Source organism: Exiguobacterium sp. s146, assembly GCF_018618415.1.
GTDB lineage: Bacteria > Bacillota > Bacilli > Exiguobacteriales > Exiguobacteriaceae > Exiguobacterium.
Genome location: NZ_JACSMA010000001.1, coordinates 1,131,410 through 1,150,804, shown reverse-complemented (window position 1 = coordinate 1,150,804; position 19,395 = coordinate 1,131,410). Strand labels below are relative to the sequence as shown.

General features: G+C 49.3%; 20 protein-coding genes and 1 tRNA gene. 12 read left to right on the top strand and 9 right to left on the bottom strand.

From position 1 onward, the window contains the following. Window positions 1-36 precede the first annotated feature (36 nt). The 3 genes from KNP83_RS05950 to KNP83_RS05940 all read right to left on the bottom strand — a co-directional run bounded on the left by KNP83_RS05950 (window position 37) and on the right by KNP83_RS05940 (window position 3,575). A complete protein-coding gene (locus KNP83_RS05950; RefSeq protein ID WP_214761390.1) occupies window positions 37-687 on the bottom strand; it encodes an RloB domain-containing protein in 651 nt (216 codons plus the stop codon). Then, window positions 687-2,042 carry an AAA family ATPase gene (locus tag KNP83_RS05945; RefSeq protein ID WP_214761387.1) on the bottom strand — a complete coding sequence of 452 codons (1,356 nt, stop codon included), beginning with the start codon at window positions 2,040-2,042 and terminating at the stop codon, window positions 687-689. Before KNP83_RS05945 ends, KNP83_RS05950 begins: the two co-directional genes overlap by 1 nt. Window positions 2,043-2,711: 669 nt before the next feature. Further along, window positions 2,712-3,575, bottom strand: coding sequence for a GRP family sugar transporter (locus KNP83_RS05940; protein ID WP_214761385.1), 864 nt, complete (start codon window positions 3,573-3,575; stop codon window positions 2,712-2,714). 134 nt (window positions 3,576-3,709) lie between these two features. Here KNP83_RS05940 and KNP83_RS05935 point away from each other — a divergent pair. The 3 genes from KNP83_RS05935 to KNP83_RS05925 all read left to right on the top strand — a co-directional run bounded on the left by KNP83_RS05935 (window position 3,710) and on the right by KNP83_RS05925 (window position 4,860). Then, window positions 3,710-3,782 (top strand) — tRNA-Ala (locus KNP83_RS05935). Window positions 3,783-3,895: 113 nt separating this feature from the next. Then, window positions 3,896-4,228, top strand: coding sequence for a four-helix bundle copper-binding protein (locus KNP83_RS05930; protein WP_214761383.1), 333 nt, complete (start codon window positions 3,896-3,898; stop codon window positions 4,226-4,228). A gap of 65 nt (window positions 4,229-4,293) precedes the next feature. Beyond that, window positions 4,294-4,860, top strand: a complete 567-nt coding sequence (locus KNP83_RS05925; RefSeq protein ID WP_214761380.1) for a 3'-5' exonuclease — start codon at window positions 4,294-4,296, stop codon at window positions 4,858-4,860. Window positions 4,861-4,903: 43 nt separating this feature from the next. Here KNP83_RS05925 and KNP83_RS05920 read toward each other — a convergent pair whose 3' ends face one another. From KNP83_RS05920 to KNP83_RS05900, 5 genes are all read right to left on the bottom strand, one after another. Next, window positions 4,904-5,965: a bifunctional glycosyltransferase family 2/GtrA family protein gene (locus KNP83_RS05920; RefSeq protein WP_214761378.1), complete on the bottom strand. Its 1,062-nt coding sequence runs from the start codon at window positions 5,963-5,965 to the stop codon at window positions 4,904-4,906. A 102-nt stretch (window positions 5,966-6,067) separates the two neighbouring features. Further along, window positions 6,068-7,069, bottom strand: coding sequence for a sodium:calcium antiporter (locus KNP83_RS05915; RefSeq protein WP_214761376.1), 1,002 nt, complete (start codon window positions 7,067-7,069; stop codon window positions 6,068-6,070). 208 nt (window positions 7,070-7,277) lie between these two features. After that, window positions 7,278-8,132, bottom strand: coding sequence for an HD domain-containing protein (locus KNP83_RS05910; protein ID WP_353048515.1), 855 nt, complete (start codon window positions 8,130-8,132; stop codon window positions 7,278-7,280). Window positions 8,133-8,244: 112 nt separating this feature from the next. Continuing rightward, on the bottom strand, window positions 8,245-8,949 hold the full coding sequence (locus KNP83_RS05905) for an SDR family NAD(P)-dependent oxidoreductase (protein WP_214761373.1): 705 nt from the start codon (window positions 8,947-8,949) through the stop codon (window positions 8,245-8,247). A 49-nt stretch (window positions 8,950-8,998) separates the two neighbouring features. Next, on the bottom strand, window positions 8,999-9,547 hold the full coding sequence (locus tag KNP83_RS05900; RefSeq protein ID WP_214761372.1) for a glycerol-3-phosphate responsive antiterminator: 549 nt from the start codon (window positions 9,545-9,547) through the stop codon (window positions 8,999-9,001). Window positions 9,548-9,673: 126 nt separating this feature from the next. On the opposite strand from KNP83_RS05900, the gene KNP83_RS05895 reads away from it, so the two are divergent. Both KNP83_RS05895 and KNP83_RS05890 read left to right on the top strand, forming a co-directional pair. Continuing rightward, on the top strand, window positions 9,674-10,093 hold the full coding sequence (locus tag KNP83_RS05895) for a GNAT family N-acetyltransferase (RefSeq protein WP_214761371.1): 420 nt from the start codon (window positions 9,674-9,676) through the stop codon (window positions 10,091-10,093). Window positions 10,094-10,133: 40 nt separating this feature from the next. Further along, on the top strand, window positions 10,134-11,309 hold the full coding sequence (locus KNP83_RS05890) for a cation:proton antiporter (RefSeq protein ID WP_214761370.1): 1,176 nt from the start codon (window positions 10,134-10,136) through the stop codon (window positions 11,307-11,309). A 43-nt stretch (window positions 11,310-11,352) separates the two neighbouring features. On the opposite strand, the gene KNP83_RS05885 is transcribed toward KNP83_RS05890, so the two are convergent. After that, window positions 11,353-11,973 carry a DedA family protein gene (locus KNP83_RS05885; RefSeq protein ID WP_214761369.1) on the bottom strand — a complete coding sequence of 207 codons (621 nt, stop codon included), beginning with the start codon at window positions 11,971-11,973 and terminating at the stop codon, window positions 11,353-11,355. A gap of 101 nt (window positions 11,974-12,074) precedes the next feature. Here KNP83_RS05885 and KNP83_RS05880 point away from each other — a divergent pair, with 101 nt between their 5' ends. The 7 genes from KNP83_RS05880 (at window position 12,075) to KNP83_RS05850 (ending at window position 19,351) form a co-directional block, all read left to right on the top strand. Further along, window positions 12,075-12,632 carry a DNA-3-methyladenine glycosylase I gene (locus KNP83_RS05880; protein ID WP_214761367.1) on the top strand — a complete coding sequence of 186 codons (558 nt, stop codon included), beginning with the start codon at window positions 12,075-12,077 and terminating at the stop codon, window positions 12,630-12,632. Between the two features lie 123 nt (window positions 12,633-12,755). Continuing rightward, entirely contained in the window at window positions 12,756-14,243 is a 1,488-nt protein-coding gene (gene putP, locus KNP83_RS05875) for a sodium/proline symporter PutP (RefSeq protein WP_214761365.1), read from the top strand. Window positions 14,244-14,369: 126 nt separating this feature from the next. Then, on the top strand, window positions 14,370-15,518 hold the full coding sequence (locus KNP83_RS05870) for a CapA family protein (protein WP_251139195.1): 1,149 nt from the start codon (window positions 14,370-14,372) through the stop codon (window positions 15,516-15,518). A gap of 126 nt (window positions 15,519-15,644) precedes the next feature. Then, on the top strand, window positions 15,645-16,856 hold the full coding sequence (locus tag KNP83_RS05865; RefSeq protein ID WP_214761363.1) for an argininosuccinate synthase: 1,212 nt from the start codon (window positions 15,645-15,647) through the stop codon (window positions 16,854-16,856). After that, window positions 16,849-18,231, top strand: coding sequence for an argininosuccinate lyase (gene argH / locus KNP83_RS05860; RefSeq protein ID WP_214761361.1), 1,383 nt, complete (start codon window positions 16,849-16,851; stop codon window positions 18,229-18,231). Before KNP83_RS05865 ends, argH begins: the two co-directional genes overlap by 8 nt. 202 nt (window positions 18,232-18,433) lie before the next feature. Next, window positions 18,434-18,682, top strand: coding sequence for a helix-turn-helix domain-containing protein (locus tag KNP83_RS15210; protein ID WP_214761359.1), 249 nt, complete (start codon window positions 18,434-18,436; stop codon window positions 18,680-18,682). Window positions 18,683-18,820: 138 nt separating this feature from the next. After that, on the top strand, window positions 18,821-19,351 hold the full coding sequence (locus tag KNP83_RS05850) for a biotin transporter BioY (protein WP_214761357.1): 531 nt from the start codon (window positions 18,821-18,823) through the stop codon (window positions 19,349-19,351). The last annotated feature ends 44 nt before the right edge of the window (window positions 19,352-19,395 follow it).

Sequence of the window (19,395 nt, the reverse complement as noted above, 5' to 3'; positions counted from 1 at the left end):
CTTTTAACTATTCCAGTAGTAACAATTTTATAGAATTCAATTCATCAATTCACCAATTAAAATATCGAAATAGGTAAACGGGGTCAATGTTACAAGTTGATGAATTATATTACTATTTAATGTTCCTGGATGATCATTCAAATTTAATGTTGTTAGTCCATGCGATTCAAAAACATTCTTCTTACTTCGTTTACTTGTAGATATCGCGTCCTCATAATTATCGTAAAGATATTTAGCATTTTTTTTGAACCAATCTTCTTTTTTTTCGTATCCATTCATTTGCATATCATCAGTTAATACACCTTGTGTAGTGAAAGGTTTAGTATATATCTTATTATTATACATACATAGCCATGTTTCAAAACTTCGAGCTGAGAGAATCAATTTAGCTCTAGGATATTTTGCCTGATAAGAGTTTAAGTCTCTCTTCACAATATCAATATTATTACGGGAAGGAGATATGTCTGTATCGCACACTATAAAAAATTGATCATTATGTTCATTTTTTTTATATTTTTTTAAAAAATCTTTTTGGTGTTCGAAGCCATAAGTTTTTAAAACTTTTTTGGCGTTACGTTGAAATGAATGTTTTAAATAAAAGTCTTCCGAGAGATTTATTTTTGTTCCTTTACAAGAAGCTTCAGGAAAATAAACATGAACGGTAGATTTAGGTGCTTTATCTCTCATTAAATTATCACCTCGGGAATAGCGCCTAAACGTCCTTCTAAATACATATTCGCCCAGTTGTGATTATTATAAGTAATCTCTTTAAAATCACTTAAAGGATAAGTAATAGACTCTTGAGTATCTCTTTCTTTTTCAACAAATAAAACTTGTTCTTTTGCAAAATATTGTTGATTAAGCAATAATGGATTATGTGAAACTATTAAAAACTGAGATTTTTTACCATTATCATAATAGTTATTTATAAACTTATTTATAATTCCCTTCTGAATATTAAAATGATATTTACTATCAAATTCATCTGCTACATATATTTTTTCAGAAAATAGAGCTTCATAGATATCAAATGAATTTTTAAGAAATTTTCTTGTCCCATTTGATTCTGATCCCAAACCAAGGGGATACTCAACGTTATCTATTTCATGAATTGCATGTACAATATATTGATTTTGTCTCTTCAAATCATTTATAACTTGCTTTCTTAAGAAATCAGGCAAGTCATTCATTAACTTGTTATTTTCAAGAGCTTCTGATAAATCTAGCGACATGTCTTGGATTGAGAAATCAGAAATTGAAAAATCGAAATCATGTAAGCTTTCTAATATGTATTCTTTGAAGTCTGGATTTTCTAATAACTTTTCAGGAAAAACGTCATGTCTAGGAGTAGAGTCAACAGTGAAGAAATTATCTGATAAAAATAATCCAAACTGTTGTACTATGTCATATTCAATACTCTCCATTTCTTCTTTAAAGAAATCTTTATTTAAATCAAAGTTCAATAACGATAATAAAGATTTATACTCAATATTATCTTGCTCAATTTTTTTTATAATTTGTTTGATATTTGAAGAGAAATGATTTATTTTTCCGTTTTTTCTAACAAAAATGTTGGTAGAAGAAGCTACGGTAGTTTTAAGAATTTTAGAGTACGAAAGAGTTTCGTAAATAATTTTCTGCGTTCTAGAATCGATGCTTATTTCATAATTTATTTTGTAATTATCATTATTTACGGATTGAATCGTTTCAGTACCAAGTGTTGTAGGAATTGATTCTTCGCTACGCTCTTTGAACATGAATTCTTTAACTGTAGAATTAATATCGCTTAGAGTATTATAATCAAAACTGTTTAAATATATTGATTTCATAGAAGACATCGCATTTACAATATTAGACTTCCCAGATGCATTGGCTCCCAAAACAAGCAGCCCGTTGAGTATGACTCTCTTCTTTCCAAATTCTTCGTACTCAAATAAAATATTATTTTTAAATATTCTTGCATTACTTGAACCATGATTAAAGCTAATTTCGTGTTTTCCTTTAAAAGATAAAAAATTCTCTATAAAAAGTCGTGATAGCATTTTATCCCTCCTATAATTTTTATTATGACAATCTAGTTCTAAAATAGCAAACCTATCGCAATAAAGGATTTGTTATACTAGCCCCTATAAAAAATGCGAAATTTGACTTGTTGCACTAAAAATCAAAAATCTTGCCATATCAAAGTGGTGAATCAATACCCTTTAATTAGAAACTCATATCATTAAAAAAATCATATTATTCTAAATTTAACTCATTACAATTCTATGAATTGTACTTATTTTTAGGATGATTTATACTGGCAATCATTAGTTCTGAAATCGCTGCCTGATTCAATTCGCCCTTTTAAATAACTTTTTAATGAGAGCTTTCATTCCATCTCCAACGAGAATTAAGCCACTCGAAAGCTGGCCATCTCCAACGAGAATTAAGCCACTCGAAAGCTGGCGGTTTGATTATACGTCATTGAAGAGGTCGCGCTCGCTAAATTAATCAACCATAACACCAAACTCAATATGCTATCTGAAACAACAAAACTGTTTCATCTTCTTAAAAAATTCTTTTGCATAATTTATAATATATTTATTCAAATCCCACTCACTAACATTCCTAATTTTTTTATTTATTGTAGATACATGAATTCATTTCTCTTTAACTAAAAAAAGAACCAAGTCGCATCAATCAACCTGGTCCTTCTTTATAAAATTCATTTAGCTCTTCGCAATCCCGAGCATGAACCCGGCCACGACGATGAGCCCGATTCCCATGAAGACGAAGACACGTTCTTTCGTCGTCTTCTCTTCTTTCAATAGATAGATCCCACCGAGCGTCGCCACGACGACGTTCAATTGGGATAAGGCGAACGAGGTGGCGATGCCGACCTCACCGCTCGAGACGAACAGACCGAAGTTCCCGATTCCCCAGGCCAGACCGGCCAAGATGTTTTTGAACGTCTTCGGATCGAACTTTTTGACGTCTTTCTCTCGCAGGCTGAACAACAGTGCTGCGATGAACATCCCGACCGATTGCGGCAAGATGGCCGTGATGCCGTCGACCTCGAAATAGTTCGTCAAGACGGCGTACGTCACGTACCCGATGCTCGACACGAGCAGGACGAGCAAGCCTTTCTTCAAGGCGCCGCTGCTGTCGCCGTCTTTCTTCTGTTGATACGACGTCAGCGCCGCCCCGATGATAATCAACACGAGCGCGGAGAACCCGAGCCACAGTTCGGTCGACGTCTGCCAATCACCGAGCACGATGACGCCGAACAAGGACGTCCCGACGAGCTGCATCCCGGTGCTGATCGGCATCGCTTTCGATACACTTAAAATTTGGAACGATTGGAACTGTAAATATTGTCCGAGTGCCCAGAACACACCGGAGATGAAACCGGTCACGAGCGCGAGCGTCGTGAACTCCGGACTGAAGACGAGTGCGATGATGACCGCCATCACCATCGCCCCGATCGTCGTCCCAATCAACTGTTGAATCGGCTTGCCGCCGACTTTTGAAACGATGAGCGGGATACTCCCCCACATCAAGGCAGGTAAGAGTGCGAGTAAAATCATTTCCATGGATGACACCTGCTTTCGTAGAATAATATTACTCATGATTTTCCCACGTTTAGGCCGGATTAAACTTTGTTCAAAAAAATTTAAAAATACCCATTGCCAAACGTTTTACTAGGATGATATAATAATTTTCGAACGGGGCATTAGCTCAGCTGGGAGAGCGCCACGCTGGCAGCGTGGAGGTCAGCGGTTCGAGCCCGCTATGCTCCATTATCGAAGTCACCACTCATTTGAGGGGTGACTTTTTTGCGTCTGTGCCCGGTTTAAGTCACCTGGTAGCGGGTAATGATTGTAAGACATCATTATTCTAAGGGGGACTTACTATGGATCGTGTCTCTGTCGAAGAGACCGTTTTAGCCGTCATCGACTGCATGCGGGCAAGCAATCACTGTTTCTCAAAATGTTTACAAGAAGAGGATTTATTGATGGTCGCCGAATGCATCCGGCTCACGAAAGAATGTTCGGAGGTATGCGCCCTCGCCTTGAACGCACTCGAGACGGATTCGGCCTTCATGAAACCAATCGGTGCACTCTGTGCGCAGGTGTGTGACACATGTGCCGTCGAATGTGGCCGGCACTTGCACGACCATTGTCAACGCTGCGCCGAGGCGTGTCTGCGCTGTGCCGAGGCGTGCCGGAACTTGGCAGCCGCATAATCGCTTTTTAGTCTAACGATATGTTAGACTTTTTTTATACTTGTTTTTAGAGAAAGGGACCGATTATGTCACATTCCATCCTTGCCATCGACGTCGAGACGGCCAACCGCGATAGTCGCAGCATCTGCTCGGTCGGCTGGAGCCTGCTCGTCGACGGTGAAATCATCGAGACGAACCAACTGCTCGTCAATCCAGAAGAAGACTTCGACGCTGGTAATATCCGCGTCCACGGCATCCGGCCGAGTCACGTCTGGGATGCGCCGGCGTTACCCGAGGTGCTCGAACAGCTTTATCCGACGTTCCGTAACGTCGACCTCGTCATGGCGCACAACGCTTCATTCGATATGGGCGCTTTCAAAAAAGCGATCGCCAAATATGATTTATATACGTTCCCGACAATCGAGTACGGTTGTACCGTCAAGCTGTCGCGAAAACTATACCCCGGACTTCCGAATCACAAGCTGAACACGATGGCGGAATATTTGAACGTCCCGTTCATCCACCACGATGCGGCTGAGGATGCCCGCGTCTGCGCCCTGCTCATGCGTGACATGATGCAGAAGACCGGCATTGATGACCCGCGTGAGTTGCACCGGTATACGTCGGTCAAGCTCGGGAAGCTCGCCTATTAAACTACATGTACGTCAGACAGGCCAAGACAATCGTCTTGGCCTGTCACCGTTTAAAGATCCATCTTTTTTGGACGTAATAACTGAGGACGAACAAGAGACTGTCGACGAGCACTTTAATCCATACTTCCCCGTCCCGAATCACCAGGAACAATACATAGACGAGACCGGCCGACAATGCCATCTGTACGCCGACGAGCCCGAAATACTTCGGCATCGCCCGTCTCGCTTTCGAGTGGAACACGACTTTTCGGTTCACGACATAATTGAATAAGGACGAGATGATGCGGGCCAATACCGTCGCAATCAAGACATGGGTCGTCTCGAACCACGGATTCAATAAAAAGATGAATAAGGCATAGGCGCCGATGTCTAATAAAAATGAAGCGACCGAGGATAATGAATAAGCCAAAAACATGCGATAAATCAGAATCGAGTCGATGACCGGACGAAAATGAGATGAGGCGTTCTCAGCCACATACACGGTTTGAATCGGAATCTGTTGAATCGGGACTTGCCAACGTTTCGTGAACGTCAACATGTTCATCTCGAACTCATAGCGGTTCCCTGGCACATCCAGCAACTGTTCCGCATAGCGCAGTGGGACCGCCCGCAAACCGGTCTGCGTGTCTTTCAACCGGAGTCCGCTGCCGACGAGCATGACACCACGTGTCATCTGGTTCCCGAATCGGCTCCGAAACGGGATGTGCGCCCCAGAGAAATCACGGCAACCCATGACCAGATGATGCGGCCTATGAAGCCCCGCCTCATATACATGGCGGACATCTTCCGGCAGGTGTTGCCCATCGGCATCGACAGTAATGACCCCGTGCGTGTCCGGGAACTGTTCGACGACGTGACGGATCCCCGTCTTCAACGCTGCGCCCTTGCCCTGATTCCGCTCATGGATGAGGACGGACGTCACCCACTTCCCGACTTCTTCAAATACAGGCCGGGACGTCTCGACACTTCCATCGTTCACGACGATGACATGGACGAATCCAATCTCTTTCAGCTCACGGACAAGTGTGACGAGCGCTTGATCCGGATTATAGGCCGGAATCAAGACGACATACTCATCTAAACGTTCCACAGAATGCATTTGCATCGCCACCCCTCCTTCCCTCCTTCTATACCCAAGACGATGAAAAGTGATTCCTCGAAACCAAGTAAACAAAAAACACGGTGTCTCGGAGGACACCGTGCCAGATTAACCGATGAAGATGAAGTAAGACGAAGCGAAGTAGACGAGCACGACGAGCACTGACGGTAAGACATAGCGGAACTTTGATGTCACGTCTTTACGTAGGAGCGTATACATGACCAATACCGACAAAATCGTGATGCCGATTGCTGTCACCAAGTGAGACGCCGACACGTCGGCCAGAATCGAACCGTTGCGGTAAAACACGTCCGACATGGCGATGATGAGCATGTTGAAGATGTTACTTCCTAAAATCGAACCGAACGCCAAGTTGACGTTACGGAGTTTCAAGGCGACAAATACCGATACCGCCTCCGGGAGCGAGGTCGTCGCGGCAATCAAGAAGCTACCGACGAAGCTCGAACCGAGGCCCGTGACGACGGCGATTTGATCACCCAACACCGAGAGAGCCGTCCCGGCCGCCATGATGACGAGGGCGGCGATGATGAAGCCGATGACCGCACGTTTGACCGTGATTGAACTCGTCGCGCTGGCGCCGACTTTTTGTACGGCCTCGTGGGCAGCCTTCCGCTCAACGGCAGGTTGTTGCGGGCGTTTTCCGATATAGTAAATCCCGATTCCGTACAATGCCGCAATCAACAAAGCATCAATCCCGATGCCGAGAATCGTGAAATCGATGCGCACGATCAGGGCAATCATCGTGACGAGCGTCAACATGAGACCGAGACCGGCCGTATAGAGATGATCTCGGTTTGCCTCATTGAACAGGCGTTTCTGACGATAGAACAGATCGAACATCGCCAAGATGAAGATGTTGAACAAGTTTGACCCGAGCATGTTCCCGATGGCGATATCCGGGTTGTTAATCATGACGGCCGAGACGCTTGTCGTCACTTCCGGCAACGATGTCGCACCGGCTAGCAACACGGTGCCGACCAGCATCCCGCTCATCGTCGACTTCTCACTGATGACGTCAGCGTAAGTCGAGAGTTTCATGGCGGCGTACACGGTGATGGCAGCGGCCAAGATGAAATAAATAAATACCATTTGAATAAATCTCCCCTTTTCGTGAATTCAAAAAGACCTTTATATGGACGCCGAAAAAAGCATCCATAAAAAGGTCTTGCGGACTTGGTAAGAAGCTCGATGGACCGAGTGCGTTGCACCGTAATGACGACCCATCGACCACAGCTGTGGTCGCTACTCCCCCTCTTATGTTCACGACGAATATATCACGTTACAATTCATTTGACAATCATTCGATCTTTAAATGTCCGACGACGTCATCGATGGGCATCGCCGTCCGGTAAGACAGTTCATCGATCGCTTGAAGCATCGGGAGCGGCAATGGTTCCCAGAGTCCCGCTTCCTTCAATTGAGCGGACAAGCCCTCAAGCTCTGGTTGATTGACGTCCGTACCGTGACGATAGCCCTCGCGCATCGATTCATGTATCTCGTAGGCGGTCTGACAGAGCGTCGTCGTTTCTTGGAGCCAATCCTCTTCGTGGAATCCTCGCTGGATGACGTCAAATAATTTTCCGAGTTTGGCGAAGCGCTCGTCAGCGACGCCGTAAAACAATAAGTTCAACTCGGTCTCGAACGACTCGATGAGCGTCGTCGTCTGACGGAACGGTTTGAACGCTTGCAACAGCTCGTGATAATACCATGACTGGTCGCGGAGCGGTCGTCTGAACCGGTCCCACACTTGTCTCCCGGCAGACTCGACGTCGAGTCGTATCGAACGAAGATTATGTAGCTTGTCCGCCGCCAAGAGCGCCACTTCGTCGTACTGCATCGTCTGCACGTGCTGAACTGTCATCCGTTTCCGTTCCTCCCACGAAAGATGCTTCCCGGGTTCGGACACCGCTTCGACGAGTCGTCTCACTTCACTTCCGAACCGTTCCTCGATTTCTTCAGGGGACGTCAACGTGTCTTCGAGCAAATCATGGAGCAGGCCGGACGCCACGACCGGGACAGGTTGTCGGTCTTCGACGAGCAGCATCGACACGGCGACGGGATGGGTCAAGTAGGGAATATTCGTTCCTTTTCGAAACTGTCCGTCGTGTTGGACGGCCGCGAATCGGAGTGCCTCTTCAATCAACTGGTGCACGGCGATTCCTCCTTCAATGGGTTCATAATATGTCCCCATCCTTTACCCGCGACTAGTCCCATCTACTCATATCATGAATTAAAACATAGGGTAATGGTCCTGTTTCTTCCGATTACGGCTCGTAAATCATCTTTTTCGTCATTCCGCCGTCGACGACGAGGTTATGCCCGTTGACGAAATCGTTCTGTTCATCAATTAAATAAGCGACCGCACGGACGATATCGTCCGGTTTTCCGACCCGGCCCGACGGATGTTGCGCATGGTCGATGTTACGGAGTGCCTCATCCGACGTGTGAATCCAACCGGGACTGATCGCATTCACCGTAATCGGGCGCTCCGCGAGCGATACCGCCATCGATTGGGTCAATGACACGATGCCGCCTTTCGACGCGCCGTACGCTTCCCAATCGGGCTCGTTTTGAAGTGAGCGCGTCGAGGCCAGGTTGATGATGCGGCCATATCCCGCTCCCTCGTTCAACGATAAGAACGCTTTGGCACAAGCGAACGTCCCGACAAGGTTGACGTCAATCACTTGCTTGAACGTCTCGACGTCAAGTTCGGCCATCGGTTTGACGAGCGAGGAGACGCCGCCATTATTGATCAGCACGTGAGCGACACCGACTTTGCGCTGAATGTCGGCGAATACGCGAGCGATTGCCCCATGGTCACCCAAATCCAGCTCGTGAAACGTCACTCCGTCCAGTTGCGGATCATCGCCTTTATCGAGTCCGATGACGTGATACATGTCGCGGAAATGACGTGCCAATTCATGTCCAATCCCTTGGCTGACACCTGTGATAATCATAACTTGTTTCATATACATCCCTCCTGCAAAATCACATACCCGGATTCGATGGATTTGATTCCTATCCGTTCGTCCAAAGCCGTTGGTCGGACGTCGTCACGACCGTCGCACCGGCCTCGAGGGCGGCCTCGACTTCCTCGGTCGACGAAATCAGTCCGCCGGCAAAGACCGGGATTCCGGTTTCCGCCTTCACGGCCCGGATATATTTCGGGACGAGACCCGGTAACACTTCAATATAGTCCGGTTGCGTCCGCTTGATGAGGCGATAGCTTCGCTCGAGCGAGCTCGAATCGATTAAAAACAAACGTTGGACCGTTTTGACCTGTTTTTGCTTCGCTTTTAAAATGACGCTTCCTTTCGTCGAGATGATGCCATAAGGACGATACGTCTGGCAAATATACTCGGTCGCATACTCATCTGCCTTCAATCCTTGAATCAAGTCGAGATGGACGAAGACGTGTTTATTGTGAGCCGCCAATAACTGAAACACGGCATCGAGCCGGGCGACGTGCACTTCGAGCAGGACACCGATGTTAAACGGGCCTTTTACAAATTTTTCGAGGTCTCGCATATCACGCAGGGCGGGTAAAATCGTTTGACCTTCTATCATCTGAACACGTCCTTTTTTTCATATCCTGGTTTCATTATTTGAATAACGCGGACCGGAAATCAAGGTTTACCGATTCAATATAGCGGGAAAATAATTTTAACTTGTGTACAGAGAGGAAGTAGCGATATGGTCAATGAAGTGGAAGTACGAATCGAGACACCGACACCGGAGGAACATCAGCGCCTGCGGGTCATCGCCGGGATGCCGAAACGTTCCGACTCGGGAACTGTGAAAGGGCTGGCCAACACGTTATATGGCGTTTGTCTGTATAAAGACGATCACATGGTCGGGATGGGCCGTGTCGTTGGCGACGGCGGTATGGTGTTCCACCTTGTCGATATCGTCGTCGACCCGGAGTGTCAGGGGCTCGGGCTCGGAAAATTGATCATGGAGCATTTGATGGCCTGGATTATGCAGGAGGCGGACGAGACGGCTATCATCAGTCTCATCGCAGACATCCCGGCAGACGGACTGTACCGTCAATTCGGCTTCGACTATTCTCGTCCGGAATCGGTCGGGATGGAATACCAATGGAACCGAGACTGATTCGTTACCCAGTAATCCTGTCTGATATCTGGTGTGTCATATGGAACTAAATATGATCGTCTTGCTCGGTTTAGCGTTAGCCGTCATTTCCGTGCTCAGTCTCATAATCGAGCGGTTATTCTTCCCAAGTATTCTTGCCTTTATTGCAATCGGCGTCGTCGTCGGCTTTTTCTGGGACGGAAACGAGGTCTTTAAAATCGCCGGCGAAATCGGGATTATCCTGTTATTCTTTTTACTCGGTTTGAAGTTTCCGCTCGGCGAGTTGATGAAGCGCCTCAAACGGGTATGGAAGGCAGGCGTTTTGGATATTTTGCTCGCCTTTGGCGTCACGATTGGGATTGCCCTGCTGTTCGGACTCGATTTTTCACAATCTTTTTTAATCGGTGCCGTCTTATTTGCGACGAGCTCGTCGATTTCGGCACGCCTGCTCGAACGACATGCCGATAAGCATGAAGATGTGAAAGAGTTCGTCCTGGCGTTACTCATCTTCGAGGATATGTTCGCCCCGCTCATTTTGACCGTCGCGCCGTTCATCATCCAAGATGAGCCGATTGAAGTGTCCGATATCGGGAAAGTCTTCGCTGGGTTTCTCATCTTCGGCGTGTTGCTCTTTATCGGATCGCGCTTCGTTAAAAAACAACCAAAGATCACCAAACATCTGTTGCGGCAAGATGACGCGAGCATTGGCTTGATCGGCTTGATTCTCTTTTTCGCCGGAATCGGGATGGTGTTCGGACTGTCTGAGATTCTCGGTGCGTTCATCGCCGGGATTATGCTGGCGGGCATCCACGACGTGCGCCCGTTGAAACGGTTGACCGTCCCCGTTCGCGATTTGTTTTTACCGATTTTCTTCATCTCGTTCGGAATTTCAATCAACTTGGAACAAGGCGTCATCGTCAACGCGCTCTTCTTCGTTTTAATCGTCTGGGGTGTGTTATCGAAATGGATCGTCGGCCGCGTCGGGGGCCGTCTGTATGGCCTGACACGTATTCAAGCCAACGAGGCGGGTTTCTCGCTCGCTCCGCGCGGGGAGTTCTCGATTCTGTTCACAGCCTTGTCGAACGGGGCAATCAACTTGTTCGTCGGGCTATATATCTTTGTCTCGGCCATCATCGGAATCGTTTTGTTCCGTTTCTCTGAGATTTTAGCGGCGAAGACGGAGGAAAAACTTGAAAGAGTCTTGCCTGACGAGAACAAGGATGATGCAAATCGATGAAACGACAAGGACCGATCTTCGTATGAGGATCGGTCCTTGTCGTTTAGAATGAAGAGGCCTGTTTCTTCTTGCGTTTTTTGCGCCAAATGAAAAACACGATTACCCCGACGGCCAGAAGTCCGTAAATGGCATACGAATACACATCCAAATAGCTTAAAATCGATTCCCAGTTCTCGCCGACACGAATGCCGATATAGATGAGAATCGTATTCCAAATTACCGTCCCCGCCGTACTGAGCAATAAAAATTTCAAGAACGGCATATTCGACATACCGGCCGGGATTGAAATCAAACTCCTCACGACCGGCATCAAGCGGCCAAAAAACACCATCCATCCCCCGTATTTATCGAACCAGGCGTCGGCCCGATGCACGTCGGCAATGTCGAGCCGAATCCATTTGCCGTAGCGTTTCGTCCATTTTTCGATCTGTTCGACATCCAAATACAGTCCGATACCATACAACAGGACCGCTCCTAGGATGGCGCCTGCCGTCGCTGCGAAGATGACGAGCGGGACAATCAAATCGGTCTTCACGGCGAAAAATCCGCCGAACAAGAGGACGACTTCCGAAGGAATCGGCGGGAACACGTTCTCAATAAAGATCATGAACGCGATACCGAAGTAACCGAACTGTTCAATGACCTGGATCATCCAGTCTCTCATGTGCTTCACCCTCCAATAGTTCCTACTATACCCGTCACGCCCGGTCAAAAACCGAAGCAACATGTTAAAATGAAGTACTTGAAAGAAAGCGAGGACATGACATGACTGAAGTTACACGTTGCCCATGGTGCGGTACCGACCCGTTGTACGTTCGTTATCACGATGAGGAATGGGGCAAACCCGTCCATGATGATCAAAAGCACTTCGAATGTTTGACGCTCGAGAGCGCCCAGGCCGGTCTCAGCTGGATCACCATCTTACGGAAACGCGAGCATTATCGGGACGCCTATGCCGGGTTTGACGTCACGACCGTCGCGACGTTCGACGAAGCGGACGTGGAACGGTTGCTGACCAATCCTGGCCTCGTCCGAAACCGACAAAAAATCGAGGCGTCCATCAATAACGCCAAGCGATTTCTCGAGATTCAACGAGAGTTCGGGACGTTCGATGCCTACATTTGGTCGTTCGTCGACAACACGGTGATTCGCAACGAGTGGGAATTGACCGACGACATCCCTGCCACGACCGAATTGTCCCATCAAGTGAGCAAGGACTTGAAACGTCGCGGATTCAAATTTTTAGGACCGACGACGGTCTATGCCCACCTGCAGGCGACAGGCCTCGTCAACGACCATCTCACGTCTTGCTTCGCCAAATAATTTGATTATTTGGTCAATCGTCAAACAAAATCGTGCACTTCATTCATTTTTGTGACAAAATTTTGTCATGGTGCAATCCATCATATTTGAAAGCGTTTTCATTATGAGTGAGGGGGATGTTGTATGAACGGTGTATTGATTTCGATTACAGTGTATATGGCGCTCATGGTGTTACTCGGTGTCATCGCCTATCGGCGGACTGAGAGCATCGGCGACTATATGCTCGGAGGACGCGGCCTTGGTCCGGCCGTGGCGGCTTTGTCGGCCGGTGCTTCCGATATGAGTGGTTGGCTATTGATGGGGTTGCCGGGGGCGATGTTTGCGACCGGACTCTCGAGCGGATGGATCGTCATCGGGTTGACGATCGGTGCGTATTTGAACTGGTTGCTCGTCGCACCTCGCTTACGGACATATTCGTATTTGTCCGAGGATGCCATCACGATTCCAGATTTCTTTGAGAAACGATTTAAAGATTCACGCGGGACGCTCCGGACGTTCTCGGCGGCCGTGACACTCGTGTTCTTCACGCTATACGCCACGAGCGGGTTCGTGGCCGGTGGTCGCTTGTTCGAAGCCGTCTTTAATATCAATTTCGGGACCGGGGTCGTCATTTTGGCTTCAATTATCATCTTGTATACGTTCATCGGTGGCTTTTTGGCCGTCAGTTGGACCGACTTCGTCCAAGGGCTGATCATGTTGTTCGCTCTCATCCTCGTACCGGCCATCGCCATCACGGCGACCGACGGGGTGAGCGCCGCGTTCCAGACGATCGGTGATATCGATGAGGCGTTACTTGATCCATTGACGGGGCAATCGCTCATCGGTATCGTCTCGCTATTCGCTTGGGGACTCGGTTACTTCGGACAACCGCATATCATCGTCCGTTTTATGGCCATCGAGAAGTTGCAGGACATCAAGAAAGCACGACGCATCGGCATCTCGTGGATGTTGTTCACCGTCGTCGGGGCGATGGCGACCGGATTGTTCGGCCTCGCCTACTACACCCAGCGCGGACTTGAAATCGACAACCCGGAAAATGTTTTCATCAATTTATCTGATTTGTTGTTCGTCGATCTCATCACCGGTGTGTTACTCGCAGCCTTGCTCGCTGCCATCATGTCGACGATCTCGTCACAGCTGCTCGTCTCATCGAGTGCCGCGACGACCGACTTCTATCAGAAGTTCTTCCGAAAAGACGCCGGCGACCGCGAACTCGTCATGGTCGGCCGGATTACCGTCATCCTCGTCTCGTTGATTTCGATTTGGCTCGCGTTCGGGGCGGATGACACGATTTTGAACTTGGTCGGCTATGCTTGGGCCGGATTCGGCTCGTCATTCGGGCCACTCATCTTGTTCAGCCTGTTCTGGAAGCGGACGACACGTCAAGGTGCGCTGGCCGGTATGTTGACTGGGGCATTGATCGTCATCGTCTGGAAAAACTTTGCTGCCGATTGGTTCGGGACCTTCGGCGAGCTGTATGAGATGATTCCAGCGTTCTTGTTGTCGAGCCTCGCCATCTATGTCGTCAGTTTGATGACACCGCCGCCGAGCTCGATCATCACGAACGAGTTCGAGGAAATGGAACACATCTTGAAGACAGAACGAATTTAACAAACAGTGTGCCAGGCTACGATTGCCTGGCACTTTTTTCTTGTCCCCTGACAAGGACATTCTTCTTCCATGGCGAATGAGTGAAGTAGACCTATCTGAACCATATGAAAGGAAGTGACTCGTCCGTTGAAACGAGTAATCCGATATAAACAAACGATGTTGACCTTGCCCCTCCTCCTGCTGTTCGGCTGTGCGACCGCCGACGTCGAGACGTCTACGGAACAACCGGAGACAGCCACGCCTGAGACCGAGGCGGAAGCTCCGGCACCCGTTCCCGAAGAGCCAGAACCGGTCGTGACGACAACGTCGCTCTATGCGATCGGCGACATCTTGTTACACGACAGTGTTTATAACGCCGCCAAGAGCGGGGACGGCTATGATTTCACTTCCGCCTTCGAACCGATTGCGCCGATTTTGACCGAGGCCGACATCGCCATCGCCAACCAGGAGAGCATGATTGGCGGCAGTGAGATTGGCTTATCGAGTTACCCTGCCTTCAACAGTCCGTCTGAGGTCGGCGATGCGCTTCAAGACGCGGGCATCGACCTGGTGACGACCGCGAACAACCATACGCTCGACCGTGGTGTGACGGCCATCGAGAACTCAATCGCGCATTGGAACGAGATTGGTATGCCATATACCGGCTCCTTCTTATCAGAAGCGGACAAGGCCGAATTGCGAACGCTGACCGAAAATGACATCTCGTTCGCCTTTCTTGCCTATACGTACGGGACGAACGGTGTCGTGCCGAAACAACCGTATCACGTCAATTACATCGATCTCGAGGCGATGACGCCAGAAATCGAAGCGGCCGAGCAAGCGGCCGACATCACGGTCGTCTCGCTTCATTTTGGGAACGAGTACGAGACGGTCCCGAACGAGGCGCAACAGACGCTCGTCCAACAACTGTCCGACCTCGGGGTCGACCTCATCATCGGCCACCATCCTCACGTGCTCCAACCGGTCGCCTGGGTCGAAGGCGCCGAAGGCAACCGGACGTTCGTCGCCTACTCGCTCGGCAACTTCTTGTCCGGTCAACAAGGGGACGACCGGAATACGGGCGGCATCGTCGGCATTGATGTCGTCAAGACGGTCGAGGACGACAACGAGACGATCGAACTCGCCAACCCGATGTTCTATCCGACGTTCACGCGCCGTGCAAGCGCAGACGGTCCGTTCGAGGTCGTCCCGCTCCAGTCGGCCAAGCCAGAGCTGTTTGAGGCCACGAGCCAACATATGTCCCAGTGGATGCCTGAGCTCGAAATCGTCCAATGAAGGATCACTTTCACAAGTGATTCTTTTTTTTTCGTCAAAAAGGTTGCTTTCCGATGAATCATACGTTAGAGTAATTCGTATATTTATAAATACAGATGAATAATTATGTATAAGGGGTGTAAGGAAATGAAACAAAAACTCGTATTAGCTTATTCAGGTGGACTTGATACATCGGTCGCAATTAAATGGTTGGATGAACAAGGGTATGACGTCATCGCCTGCTGTTTGAACGTCGGCGAAGGAAAAGACTTAGAGCGCATTCAACAGAAGGCACTCAAAGTCGGGGCCGTCAAATCGGTCGTCATCGATGCGGTCGATGAATTCGTCAACGATTTCGCCCGTTACTCGATGCAGGCCCATACGATGTATGAAGGCGTCTATCCGCTCGTCTCAGCCCTATCGCGCCCGCTCATCTCGAAGAAGCTAGTCGAGGTCGCACAAGCTGAAGGCGCTGTCGCCGTCGCTCACGGATGCACGGGGAAAGGCAACGACCAAGTCCGGTTCGAAGTGTCGATCCATGCGCTCGACCCGTCGCTTGAAATCATCGCGCCGGTCCGGGAATGGAAATGGTCACGGGAAGAAGAAATCGCCTATGCGGCCGAACACGGCATCCCGATTCCAATCGTCCAAGAAGAACCGTTCTCGATCGACCAAAACATTTGGGGACGGGCCGTCGAATGCGGAATCCTTGAGGATCCTTGGGCCGCTCCACCAGCGAGCGCCTATGAATTGACGGCGCAACTCGAAGACACACCGAACGAACCGACGTATGTCGAAATCGAATTCAACGCTGGAATCCCGGTCGCCATCAATGGACAAGCGGCGACGTTCACATCGATTCTTGAGCAGTTGAATATCGTCGCCGGAGCCCATGGCATCGGGAAAATCGACCACATCGAAAACCGGGTCGTCGGCATCAAATCGCGGGAAGTATACGAGGCACCAGGTGCGATGACACTCATCACGGCGCACCAAGCGCTCGAGGCGCTCACGCTCGTCCGGGAAGTCGCCCATTTCAAACCGATTGTCGAACAAAAGTTGACGGAGACGATCTATAACGGTCTCTGGTACTCACCGCTCACGAAGGCACTCCTCGCCTTCATCGATGAGACGCAACAGACGGTGACGGGTACGGTCCGGATGAAACTGTTCAAAGGACAAGCCATCGTCGACGGACGGAAATCGCCGATCTCGCTCTATGACGAGCACCTCGCGACATATACGTCAGCCGACACGTTCGACCAACAGGCGGCCGTCGGCTTCATCAAACTTTGGGGACTGCCGACGAAAGTGCAAGCGGAAGTGCTCGCCGAGAAAGGAACGATGGTGCATGAGTAAACTATGGGGCGGCCGGTTCGAACAGACGGCCAGTGAATGGGTCGACGAGTTCGGTGCCTCGATTCATTTCGACGCCCAGCTCGTGTTAGAAGATATCGAAGGGAGCATCGCCCACGTGACGATGCTCGGGGAGCAACAGATTTTGACGACAGAAGAAGTCGCACAAATCATCGCGGGTTTGCAGACGCTAGCTAAAAAGGCGCAAGCAAACGAATTGACGTTCAACGTCTTCCATGAAGATATCCATATGAACCTCGAGGCGTTGTTGCATGAAGAAATCGGACCAATCGCGGGCAAGATGCATACGGCACGCAGCCGGAACGACCAGGTCGCGACCGATATGCACCTTTATTTGAAACGCCGTATCCTCGAGACGATTGAAGGGATTGAAGCCGTGCAGACGGCGCTCTATGACCACGCCTCAGATAACGTCGAATCGATTATGCCAGGCTATACGCATCTGCAACGGGCGCAACCGGTCTCACTCTCCCATCACTTGCTCGCCTACTTCTGGATGCTCGAGCGTGACAAGGAACGCTTCAGCGACAGCTTGAAACGGATCGACATGAGCCCGCTCGGTGCCGGGGCACTCGCCGGGACGACGTTCCCGATCGACCGCCATCGTTCGGCCGAACTGCTCGGCTTCGCCAACGTATATCCGAACAGCCTCGACGCCGTCAGCGACCGGGACTTCATCTTGGAATATTTGTCGAACGCGTCACTCCTCATGATGCACTTGTCACGTTTCTGTGAGGAATTGATTCTCTGGAGCAGCGAGGAGTTCAAATTCATCACCATTTCCGACGTGTTCTCGACCGGCTCGAGCATGATGCCGCAGAAGAAAAATCCAGACATGGCCGAGCTCGTCCGTGGGAAATCGGGACGCGTCGTCGGCAACCTGATGGGACTGCTCACAATCATGAAAGGTCTCCCGCTCGCCTATAACAAAGATCTGCAGGAAGACAAAGAAGGCATGTTCGACACCGTCAAGACGGTCCAAGGCAGCCTCAGCATCATGGCCGGCATGATTCAAGACATGACGTTCCATACCGATACGATGAAACAAGCGACCGAGCGTGATTTCTCGAACGCGACCGAACTCGCTGACTATTTGACGGCGAAAGGGATGCCGTTCCGTGAGGCACACGAAGTGACGGGGACACTCGTCCGCTACTGTATCGACCATCGCCTGTATTTGGCAGAACTTCCACTCGAGACGTATCAAGCGCATTCCGAATTGATTGAGCAGGACGTCTACGTGGCGCTCTCGCCGGTGACGGCCGTCAAACGCCGCAACAGTTACGGCGGGACGGGCTTCGACTCGGTTCGCACCCAATTGAGCGAGGCAAAAGCGAAGTTACCGACTAAGGTGTGACGATGACATCAAAACAAGCGTCCGTTCCGCGAGGAATGGACGCTTGTTCGTGTGGATGACTCGTTGATTATAATTGTTCGCCATTCGATGCGAATCCGTGCTTATACCAATCAAATGACTTTTTCTTCTTACGCTCGAGCATTCCGTTGCCATAGTCGAACAGTTATACGAGGACACGTCGTTAAAGCGTGTCGCTCAGTTCGTGGGGCTTTATCCGAACTACTCGTCCTCGCTCTTTATAAAAGAGGTCGGCCTGTCATCTACGGAATACGTCTTGAGAGAAAAAGTGACGGTAGCAAAAAAACTGCTGAAGTATACGGATGACCCCATTTCAGAGATTTACACATGGCTCATTTTCCGTGACCAAAGTCAATTCTTGAAAGTCTTCAAACAATATACAGGCATGACCCCCAAACAATTCAAGTCGAGGGAAGCGATGACTGCCCTATAACCGTCATTGGCATTCGATGATCGTCATTTGTTGGAAGTTCCAGCCCTTTGTGACCAAGTCCTAATTTTCTACTTGTCATGACTCGGAATTGATGTTAACCTATTTTTAGTCAACGTTAACAGAAAAGAGGTTTACATAGTGAAAATTCATGATTTGACACAAATCGCCATCGGCGCCGCTCTGCTCGCGAGCATCGGCTCGATCGCCATCCCAATCGGTCCGGTCCCAATCACCCTGCAAATGCTCGGCATCATGACGGTCGCATCCGTTCTCGGTGCCAAAAAAGGCGGACTCGCCGTCGTCGTGTATCTGTTGCTCGGTTTAATCGGATTACCGGTGTTGAGTGGGTCAGGCGGACTCGCCCCGTTCGTCGGCCCGACGGTCGGCTATCTGCTCGCCTTCCCGATTGCGGCCTTCTTGATCGGCTGGTTATCGGAACGTCATCGTTCGTTCCCAGCGCTCGTCGCCTATAACGTCGTCATCGGACTCGGTCTCGTCTATGTGCTCGGCAGTCTCGGACTTCAAGCCGTGTTCGGCATAACATTCATCGATGCCCTCAAAGTGAACATCCCGTTCATCCTCGGAGACTCAATCAAAGCGGTGTTGGCGGCAGCCATCGCCTATAAGGTCGCGACCAATCCTCAAATGCGCCGAACTCTCGCTTCCTGAAGGTTTGAACGTTTCAGCGGAAAGTATAGGTGGAACGTATATAG

Coding starts and splice junctions, on each gene's coding strand:
- KNP83_RS05950 (WP_214761390.1), bottom strand. CDS start 687: ATGAGAGATAAAGCACCTAAATCTACCGTTCATGTTTATTTTCCTGAA.
- KNP83_RS05940 (WP_214761385.1), bottom strand. CDS start 3,575: ATGGAAATGATTTTACTCGCACTCTTACCTGCCTTGATGTGGGGGAGT.
- KNP83_RS05905 (WP_214761373.1), bottom strand. CDS start 8,949: ATGAAACAAGTTATGATTATCACAGGTGTCAGCCAAGGGATTGGACAT.
- KNP83_RS05915 (WP_214761376.1), bottom strand. CDS start 7,069: ATGGTATTTATTTATTTCATCTTGGCCGCTGCCATCACCGTGTACGCC.
- putP (WP_214761365.1), top strand. CDS start 12,756: ATGAACGGTGTATTGATTTCGATTACAGTGTATATGGCGCTCATGGTG.
- KNP83_RS05865 (WP_214761363.1), top strand. CDS start 15,645: ATGAAACAAAAACTCGTATTAGCTTATTCAGGTGGACTTGATACATCG.
- KNP83_RS05900 (WP_214761372.1), bottom strand. CDS start 9,547: ATGATAGAAGGTCAAACGATTTTACCCGCCCTGCGTGATATGCGAGAC.
- KNP83_RS05890 (WP_214761370.1), top strand. CDS start 10,134: ATGGAACTAAATATGATCGTCTTGCTCGGTTTAGCGTTAGCCGTCATT.
- KNP83_RS05880 (WP_214761367.1), top strand. CDS start 12,075: ATGACTGAAGTTACACGTTGCCCATGGTGCGGTACCGACCCGTTGTAC.
- KNP83_RS05895 (WP_214761371.1), top strand. CDS start 9,674: ATGGTCAATGAAGTGGAAGTACGAATCGAGACACCGACACCGGAGGAA.
- KNP83_RS05920 (WP_214761378.1), bottom strand. CDS start 5,965: ATGCAAATGCATTCTGTGGAACGTTTAGATGAGTATGTCGTCTTGATT.
- KNP83_RS05925 (WP_214761380.1), top strand. CDS start 4,294: ATGTCACATTCCATCCTTGCCATCGACGTCGAGACGGCCAACCGCGAT.
- KNP83_RS05885 (WP_214761369.1), bottom strand. CDS start 11,973: ATGAGAGACTGGATGATCCAGGTCATTGAACAGTTCGGTTACTTCGGT.
- argH (WP_214761361.1), top strand. CDS start 16,849: ATGAGTAAACTATGGGGCGGCCGGTTCGAACAGACGGCCAGTGAATGG.
- KNP83_RS05945 (WP_214761387.1), bottom strand. CDS start 2,042: ATGCTATCACGACTTTTTATAGAGAATTTTTTATCTTTTAAAGGAAAA.
- KNP83_RS05930 (WP_214761383.1), top strand. CDS start 3,896: ATGGATCGTGTCTCTGTCGAAGAGACCGTTTTAGCCGTCATCGACTGC.